The organism is Priestia veravalensis (assembly GCF_001457055.1).
Taxonomy (GTDB): domain Bacteria; phylum Bacillota; class Bacilli; order Bacillales; family Bacillaceae_H; genus Priestia; species Priestia flexa.
Genome location: NZ_KQ758729.1, coordinates 1 through 7,762, shown reverse-complemented (window position 1 = coordinate 7,762; position 7,762 = coordinate 1). Strand labels below are relative to the sequence as shown.

Annotated in this window: 8 protein-coding genes, 2 pseudogenes and 1 riboswitch; of the genes and pseudogenes, 9 read left to right on the top strand and 1 reads right to left on the bottom strand. The window is 37.4% G+C overall.

Going from position 1 to position 7,762, the window contains the following annotated elements:
* The 3 genes and pseudogenes from AS180_RS22985 to AS180_RS20475 form a co-directional block, all read left to right on the top strand.
* Positions 1–184: pseudogene (locus tag AS180_RS22985) on the top strand (IS4 family transposase); the annotation flags it as partial.
* Positions 185–355: 171 nt separating this feature from the next.
* Positions 356–459: riboswitch (SAM riboswitch) on the top strand.
* Positions 460–537: 78 nt separating this feature from the next.
* Entirely contained in the window at positions 538–1,848 is a 1,311-nt protein-coding gene (locus AS180_RS20480) for a Na+/H+ antiporter NhaC family protein (protein WP_062687430.1), read from the top strand.
* Positions 1,849–1,945: 97 nt separating this feature from the next.
* A complete protein-coding gene (locus tag AS180_RS20475; RefSeq protein WP_174521180.1) occupies positions 1,946–2,293 on the top strand; it encodes a n-acetylglutamate synthase in 348 nt (115 codons plus the stop codon).
* A 20-nt stretch (positions 2,294–2,313) separates the two neighbouring features.
* Here AS180_RS20475 and AS180_RS22980 read toward each other — a convergent pair whose 3' ends face one another.
* On the bottom strand, positions 2,314–2,457 hold the full coding sequence (locus tag AS180_RS22980; protein WP_153301172.1) for a hypothetical protein: 144 nt from the start codon (positions 2,455–2,457) through the stop codon (positions 2,314–2,316).
* Between the two features lie 78 nt (positions 2,458–2,535).
* Here AS180_RS22980 and AS180_RS20470 point away from each other — a divergent pair, with 78 nt between their 5' ends.
* From AS180_RS20470 to AS180_RS20450, 6 genes and pseudogenes are all read left to right on the top strand, one after another.
* Complete coding sequence (locus AS180_RS20470) at positions 2,536–3,495, top strand: LacI family DNA-binding transcriptional regulator (protein WP_025910469.1); 960 nt, start codon at positions 2,536–2,538, stop codon at positions 3,493–3,495.
* Positions 3,496–3,565: 70 nt separating this feature from the next.
* Positions 3,566–3,808, top strand: a complete 243-nt coding sequence (locus tag AS180_RS20465) for a transcriptional regulator SplA domain-containing protein (protein WP_025910468.1) — start codon at positions 3,566–3,568, stop codon at positions 3,806–3,808.
* A 113-nt stretch (positions 3,809–3,921) separates the two neighbouring features.
* The gene (gene splB / locus AS180_RS20460; protein ID WP_025910467.1) at positions 3,922–4,950 is read left to right on the top strand and encodes a spore photoproduct lyase; all 1,029 of its coding nucleotides are present in this window, start codon (positions 3,922–3,924) and stop codon (positions 4,948–4,950) included.
* Positions 4,951–5,067: 117 nt separating this feature from the next.
* A complete protein-coding gene (locus tag AS180_RS20455; protein ID WP_025910466.1) occupies positions 5,068–6,720 on the top strand; it encodes a DUF2339 domain-containing protein in 1,653 nt (550 codons plus the stop codon).
* Positions 6,721–6,945: 225 nt separating this feature from the next.
* Positions 6,946–7,194 (top strand): annotated as a pseudogene (locus tag AS180_RS24130) (murein biosynthesis integral membrane protein MurJ); the annotation flags it as partial.
* 218 nt (positions 7,195–7,412) lie between these two features.
* A partial coding sequence (locus AS180_RS20450) for a DUF4372 domain-containing protein (protein WP_139109257.1) occupies positions 7,413–7,762 on the top strand: 350 nt, incomplete at its 3' end.

The window sequence follows — 7,762 nt, the reverse complement described above, 5'->3', positions numbered from 1 at the left end:
AAGTGAATGGGCCATTCAAAACCAAGTGTTTATCGCACTGATTGTTTTTTGCCTAAATGTAATTGCGCAAATCGAAACAAAAAGTAAGCGAAAAACGCTACAGATTAGCCGTTTTTTAAGGGCTTCGTTATGGAAACCGGCACATATCTGGATACGAAAGATTAAAGGAAAAACCGTTCCTTAAAAATAAATTGTCGTCGTCGCACAAGTCTAATTGTACATAATTTCCAAATGGATGGAGCCACCTTTAATAAGGTATTTACTTTTTTGGCTCTAAACAGGAAAAAACATTAAACTGAAAATTGCGTCAACATTTATGCAACACTAGTGATAATAAATTTAAAAAATATTATACTTCTTATCAAGAGAGACGGAGGGACTGGCCCGATGATGTCTCGGCAACTGACTCACAGAGTGCGGTGCCAAATCCAGCAAACAATTTTGTTTGAAAGATGAGAAGAGCGTATTCTTATAAAGAATTATAAGAGGGCCTCTTCTTGATGAAGAGGTCTTTTATTTATGCAAAGAGGTGTAAACATGGGAAAACAAAAAGAAAACGGTTGGGCACTGCTGCCGCTAGGAGTATTTCTAGCTTTGTTTGTAGGCTCGGGGATTATTACAGGTGATTTTTATAAGCTTCCTGTACTTGTAGCAATTATCGTAGCGGCTATCGTTGCCTTAGCGATGAACCGGAAAGAAACGCTAAATGTGAAGGTTGAGCGTTTTGCTAAAGGCGCAGGTCATCCGGACTTGATGATTATGGTCTTTATCTTTATTCTGGCGGGCGCTTTTTCAGAAGTAGCAAGCGGCATGGGAGCGGTTGATTCAACGGTTAACCTTGCTTTATCTGTTTTGCCACAAAGCTTGCTTGTTGTTGGATTATTCTTTATCGGTGCTTTTATCTCACTTGCGATGGGTACTTCTACTGGTACCATTGCGGCTCTAGCACCAATTGCAGTTGGAGTAAGTGCTGAAACGGATATTTCTGCAGCACTAGCCGTAGCAGCCGTTATCGGCGGTGCAATGTTTGGAGATAATTTATCCATTATTTCTGATACAACAATTGCTGCGGTTCGTACGCAAAAAACAAAAATGAACGATAAATTTAAAGTGAATTTTCTAATTGTATTACCAGCAGCAATTATTACAATGGTTCTTTTATTAGTAATGACGCTTGGAAATAATTCTAATGTAGATGTTGAAAGTTTTAGCTTTGTAAAAATGCTTCCTTATATAGGAGTGCTGGTTGCAGCATTGCTTGGATTAAATGTGTTAGCAATTTTAACAGGGGGTATTGTTGTAGCTGGAATTATTGGATTGGCAGACGGAAGCTATACGCTAGCAACCTTTGCAAAAGCTATTACAACAGGAATTGGCGGTATGGCTGAACTCATTATTCTCAGCATCTTAATTGGTGGAGTCGTTGAACTTATTAAGTATAATGGAGGGATCCATTTCTTGCTTGGGCTATTAACACGTAATATTAAAACAAGAAAAGGCGCAGAGTTTAGTATTGCTGGATTAGTAAGTGCGACAAATCTTTCGACAGCTAATAACACAATTTCAATTATTACGGTCGGGTCTTTAGCAAAAGAGATTGCAGATGAATACGAAATCGATAACCGTAAGTCAGCAAGTATACTTGACTTATTTTCATGTAGCGTGCAGGGACTTGTTCCATATGGAGCGCAAATGCTAATTGCATCAGAATTTGCAAAAGTATCCTCAGTTGAACTAATGCCATTCGCATTTTATCCAATCTTAACAGCGATATTTGGAATTTTAGCGATTGTCTTTAATTATCCAAAGCTTACTCATAAACAACCTGCTAAAAAACAAATAGCTTAATTTCATCATTTCATTAGATGACATCAACCGGAAAGAAGGGTTGATGTCATCTTTTTTTAGAGTTAAAATGTTAGAATATTGAAAAAGAGGTGAAAGGATGATTTGTTTTAGGAATCGAGTGTTTCGCTCTGTACAGAATACGGATAACGGTGAAGTATCTTCTCATACGACCTTTCGCTATGAGCAAGAAGGCAGAATTATTCACGCAACGTATGAAGGTGGAGACGTTTTATACGGGACGTTAGTTGGGACTATAGACGAAAAGAGCTGTCTTACATTCCGCTATCAGCATGTTAACATAGCTTATGAAATTCGCGGAGGCACATGCTTTTCTACACCGGAGGTTTTGCCAGACGGAAGGATTCGCCTACATGAAGAGTGGCAATGGTTAGATATAGATCAGACAAAAGGTCGATCAATCACTGAAGAGGTTGTACATAAATAATTAGAAAAAGCGATAGGTTTCTATCGCTTTTTTGAATCGTAAAAATCATAAAAATCTTCGAATTCAACCTCCTTCCATAAATCTGGTTTTTGCTTTAAAGCTACCATAGCTAGTAAAAGTTCAACTCCGCATAAAACAAATAAAATAACCAATCCAAGCATCATTTATGACCACCTTTCGTTATAATAAAAACAGCATAAATGATGAAACGCGTTTCAGAACAAGAGCAAAAGGAGAGAAAAATGGTAAATATTCGAGATATTGCAAAGAAAGCTGGGGTATCCGTTTCTACCGTATCGCGAGTTTTGAACAATCACCCTTATGTAAGCGAAGAGAAGCGAGAGCGTGTACAAGCAGTCGTGGATGAGCTCAACTATGAGCAAAATAGCAATGCGGTTACTTTATCAAAAGGAAAGACTAATCGGATTGCAGTTGTTCTTCCATTTATTAATCACCCATACTTTAGCGTCATACTTGAAGGGGTTTCAAAGCAAGCACTTAGCGCTCACTGTCAGCTTGTATTGTGCCAAACAGCTTACGATGTAAAGAAGGAAATTGAAGCACTTCATATGTTGAAAACCAAGCAGGTAGATGGTGTCATCATTTGCTCTAGAGCAAATGATTGGAGTGTTCTTAGCGAGTATCAATCGTATGGCCCTGTTGTTGTATGCGAAGACGGAACAGCTAAAAAGGTGTCGTCCGTGTACGTTAATCATTACGCAGCTTTTGAAAAAGCCCTATCTTACCTGCATGAGCACGGACATCAGAAAATTGGTTACTGCGTAGGCAGGATGAGTGGTACAAACAGTGAACAGCGAGCTAATGCTTACGGTGATTTTATGAAGAGGTTGCAAGAACCGATACGAGAAGAGTGGGTATTCACAGATTGCTTATACATAACAGATGGAGATATGATTGTAGATCGTTTGCTTGCAATGGACGACCGGCCAACAGGATTGCTTGTTACCAATGATCAGCTTGCAGTAGGAGTTATAACTCGCTGTAAGAAAGAAGGTTTATCAGTGCCCAAAGACATTGCGATTATTGGGTTTGATAATCATCCGTTAACAGCTTATTTAGACATTACTACTATTCAGCTACCACTTTTTGAAATGGGGGAGCATTTATTTAAACTTGTGCTTGATAAAAGTCTTCAATACATTGAACTTCCTTTTCAGCTTATTGAACGTCAGACAGTGTAAAAAAGCACCATTATAAAGTCACTATGTGCGGACACTATAGAAATAAAGCTGAAATAGAGAAGGTGACATAATGAAAAAAGAATATCATGTTGGGGACCAAGTTTTTGTGATCTATCGAAACCCTCATACGGCAAACGTAGCCAATATTACGCAGGGAGAAGTAGTTCAGCATCCTGAAAATAACAGCGACGTTGCGCTGCTTTTACATGAGTCGTATCACTTATTATCAGATGATGATGCGATATACACAAGCTATGAAGAAGCAGAACGAGCATATAACGAACTATTTGATTACGGACCGTACGAAGGCTAAAAAAGGGCGCTGTTTAAACAGCGTCTTTTTTAGCCTACATTTAACAAGCATATGCCATTCCTTTTTTCGAACACTAAATGTCATGAAGTGAAAAGTAAAGGGAAGTGATGAATGTGATAAAACCGTTTGTACCGCAATTAGTATATATTGAGCCACGTGCTTTAGAATATCCGCTAGGCGTAGAGCTAAAAGATAAATTTGAAAAAATGGGCATTGAAATTCGCGAAACAACGTCTCATAACCAGGTTCGAAATATTCCTGGAGACAATCACCTGCAAAAGTATCGCAATGCAAAATCAACGCTTGTTGTGGGTGTGCGTAAAACGCTAAATTTTGATACGTCCAAGCCTTCGGCAGAATACGCAATTCCTTTTGCAACAGGGTGTATGGGACACTGTCACTATTGTTATTTACAAACGACGATGGGAAGTAAGCCGTACATCAGAACGTATGTAAATGTAGAAGAAATTCTAGATAGAGCTGAGCAATACATGAAAGAACGAGCACCACAAATTACGCGTTTTGAGGCTGCGTGTACGTCTGACATTGTAGGTATTGATCACTTAACTCATACGCTCAAGCATGCCATTGAATATTTTGGAGAAAGCGATTTAGGACAACTTCGCTTTGTGACAAAGTTTCATCATGTAGATCACCTTCTTGATGCTAAACATAACGGTAAAACGCGCTTTCGTTTCAGCGTGAATGCTGATTATGTTATTAAATATTTTGAACCTGGAACGTCACCGTTAGATTACCGAATTGAAGCAGCGAACAAAGTGGCAAAAGCGGGGTATCCTCTGGGGTTTATCGTAGCACCTATCTATATCCATGAGGGATGGAGAGATGGGTATCGCAAGCTATTTGAAAAGCTGGATGCTTCCATCCCACAGGAATCGCGTGATGATATTACATTTGAAATGATTCAGCATCGATTTACAAAACCAGCCAAACGTGTCATTGAAAAGAACTATCCAAAGTCTAAGCTACAAATGAATGAAGAAGAGCGTCGCTATAAGTGGGGACGCTATGGGATTGGAAAGTATGTGTATACAAAGGACGAAGAGCATGAGCTGCGTGAAACGCTTGAATACTATATTGGTCAATTCTTTCCAAATGCAAAAATTGAATACTTTACATGAGCAGAAAGTGCAGGCATTTTTAGCCTGCACTTTTTATTGTTAAATTGAAAAGAGATATCCTAAAAAACACTAAAATGATATAATTTGGTAATTGATAAAGCTATAGGGAGAGATGTTATGGATCATAAAAGAATAGAGAACCTAGAAAAAAAGATTACGGTATTAGAGGAGGAAGTAAAGGAGTTAAAGCAACTACTTACTAATCAATATGGGAGCAAAACAGAATTTACAGTGCAGGCAAAGAAACCTTCAAATCATGAAGAAGCGGTTTCTCATCAGCCGATGAAGCCAACTGAAGTTTATGAACAACAAGTGAAAAAATCAACGAATTGGGAAGAACAGCTTTTTCAAATATGGTTGCCCCGCATTTTTATTTTTGTTTTTATAATTGGTGTTCTTTGGGGATTTAAAGCTGCTTCTGACTACGGGGTAATGAGTGAAGGTGTCAAGGTTACGCTAGGATATATTGTAAGCGCCGCATTTGTAGGTGTTGGCCATTTGCAAATTGTAAAAAAACGCTCTGTATTAGGGCAAGTGCTCCTTGGTGGGTCCGTTCCAATCCTAATGCTAACAACGTTTGCAGCGCATAGTTTATATGGAATGATTGGGCCTTCGTTTGCATTTATGTTAAACGCGCTGTGGGTTGTAGCAGGGCTTGGCATGACTGTTTATTATCGTTCACAAGCGCTTGGGATCATTAGCATAATTGGCGGGGTGCTTGTACCGTTCTTAATAGAAAGTAACTCACCCAATCAACTTGTGTTTATTAGCTACGAAACGCTCTTATACCTCGCTTTTGCGTTCATTGCGTGGAGATTGAATTATCATGTGTTATATGGGTTAGCGGCAATACTCTTGAATGTAGTGTTGTTAGTATATGGTTGGTTTGTAGAGTTTACATCCCTTCTAGGAGCAGCTCTTCTTATTCAACATGTCTGTTTACTTTTACTGTCAGCCGTTCGCAAGGGGAATGAGTTTATTTATGCCTCAACTACTTTGGCAAGCTTATTTATCGTTTATGGCTGGATAAGTAGTACGATGGAAAAAACAACTGTTACCATTATAATTGCTGTACTTATTGTAGTATATGCCCTATGTATTAAGGTATATAAAACAGAAAAGGTGAAATTTGACTTTTTTATGAGCTATTTAGTCATTGGCATTGCGTTTTTGATTAATCAGCTTCTTAATAAAGAAGATGCACTGTTGCTTTATATTATTCAAGGAGCTGTTACTTGTTATTTAGCACATAAATATAACAATCCAATTCAGAAATTTGTGGGATATGCAATTTACACAATCAGCGCAGTTGCTGTTATGGCGATACCAATTGAGGCGGTATTTTCACAACCGACATTAAATTGGCTTGGTTTTTTAGGCACAATGCTTTTTTTAGTGTTTATTCAAAATAATTCAATGAAAAAATCAACCTTGTTTGTAGCAAGTACCAGTATTTTATTTACCATTTTAACCTTAAGTTTTGTCACGCAGGAAGTTCAACTTTTCACAGAAGCGTTATCGACCAATACTCAAACATTAGCTCTGACATTTTCGTGGATTTTACTAGCTATCATTGGTTTATCTATTGGTATAGTAAAATTATTCAAAGCGGGTACTTATATTGGAATTAGCTTATTGTTTCTTACTTTAATTAAGCTTGTTCTTTATGATTTACCGTTCATTCCTTTAGCCATCCGAGCTGTTTTATTCATTGCGTTAGGTGGAATTGGTCTTATCGTATCCAGAATTTTGCATAAAAAAATGACTTAACTTTATATTTGATATATACCCTTAGATTCTATTTTAATTTTATGTCATACTGTAATTATAAGGAAAAAAAGAGGTGCGTGTAGGTATGTTAACTACAATTATAGTAACATTTTCAACTTTATCGTTAGCTTGGATTGTTGGACGAAAAGAAAAGATAGAACAATGACTTGTAAAAGGAGCATCTCATATCTCGTTAAGATATGAGATGCTCCTTTTGGTGTAACGGTAGCAACCATGATCTATCCTAGTATTGTGAAAGCCTTTCATGACAGGGATATTGCATTATTCAAGAAAAGCATGGAGAAAGGGCTAGTATATATGTTTCTTCTGTTAGCTCCAGCAATAGTAGGTATATGTTATTTAATTTCTGAGCTTGTAAAAGTCATCTATACAAATTTTAGCGATTCTGACGCAGCCTTAACCTCTACCTTTGCTATTTTCTGTTTTATAAACTTGTTAATAGAGTTAATCTAAAGTAGATAGTAGTACATTATATAAAGATTTCACTTTCAGCTATAGTAATGCTCACTTGCTTAATTTATCTATATAATTAAATTCACTAGTGTCGCATTAAAATAATTCAACGCTTTATAAAAATCTGAATTTTCAGTAATTTATCTTTGCATAAAAAAAGCCTTTATAATGGTTGGGCGGTAATAAACCATCCAAATCCAAAATAAAGGACAATAAGCATGGATAAGTTTACACGAAAAACATCATTTGAACAATGGTTTTCACCGATTTTCTCCACAAAACTCGAGGAATTGGTTGAAAGCTATCAATTAAATTCCTATACAAAGAAGCTGTACATTGCTTCATTCTTGAAATTACTCGTATTCGCACAACTCAACGAAACCGAGAGTCTGCGTGCAGTCAGTGAGACATTATTTTCTGACGACCTTCAAAAAGCGACGCATTTAGAAGCGATTAGCTTTTCGCAGCTCGGACGCCGATTAAATCAAGTGCCGACTGAAGTGTTCCAACAGGTATTTTTGGATTTAGTTGCCCAAATTCACGAGAAATCACATTATGAGCAGCGCCG